Consider the following 780-nt stretch of genomic DNA (forward strand, 5'->3'; position numbering starts at 1 on the left):
TTCTTCTTGAACATTTCCAGCATGCGCTGCGTGACGAGGAAGCCCCCGAACACGTTCACCGCGGCCAGCGCCACGGCCAGCACGCCCATGGTCTTGCCCAGCCCGCCTTCGGTGAGGCCCGCCGCGAGCATGGCGCCGACGATCACGATCGCCGAGATCGCGTTGGTCACCGCCATCAGCGGCGTGTGCAGTGCGGGCGTGACGTTCCACACCACGTGATAGCCGACGTACACCGCCAGCACGAAGATGATCAGATTGATCACCGTGTGATTGATCATTTCCATGATTTCTGTCTCCCTGGTCCGGTCAAGCTGCGCGAAGTACCTGGCCATCACGGCACATCAGGCATGCGGCGACGATGTCGTCGTTGGTGTCGATCACGAGCTGGCCTTCGCGGTCGATGACGAGCTTGAGGAAGTCGAGCACGTTGCGCGCGTAGAGCGCGGAGGCGTCGGCTGCGACCATGCCGGCCAGGTTCGTGTAGCCGGCGATGACCACGCCATGCACGTTCACGACCTCGTCGGCCTTCGACAGCGGACAGTTGCCGCCACCGTGGGCGCCGCGACCGGCGGCCAGGTCGATGATCACCGAGCCGGGCTTCATCGCCTTGACGGTATCTTCCGAGATCAGGGTCGGCGCCGGGCGCCCCGGAATCAGCGCGGTCGTGATCACGATGTCGGCCTGCGCGATGCGCGCGTGCACCAGCTGCGCCTGGCGCGCGAGCCACGCGGCCGGCATCGGCCGGGCGTAGCCGCCCACGCCCTGCGCGATCTCGCGCTC

The 780-nt window shown here is 66.5% G+C and carries 2 protein-coding genes; both read right to left on the minus strand.

The features are described 5' to 3' along the window. The coding region (locus tag PTE30175_RS28005) for an NAD(P) transhydrogenase subunit alpha part 2 (protein WP_150700333.1) at nucleotides 1-284 on the minus strand (284 nt) is incomplete at its 3' end. Between the two features lie 22 nt (nucleotides 285-306). Continuing rightward, nucleotides 307-780, minus strand: a 474-nt coding sequence (locus PTE30175_RS28010; RefSeq protein ID WP_476703898.1) for a Rossmann-fold NAD(P)-binding domain-containing protein, incomplete at its 5' end; no start/stop codon positions are given.

This window comes from Pandoraea terrae, assembly GCF_902459695.1.
Taxonomy (GTDB): Bacteria; Pseudomonadota; Gammaproteobacteria; order Burkholderiales; family Burkholderiaceae; genus Pandoraea; species Pandoraea terrae.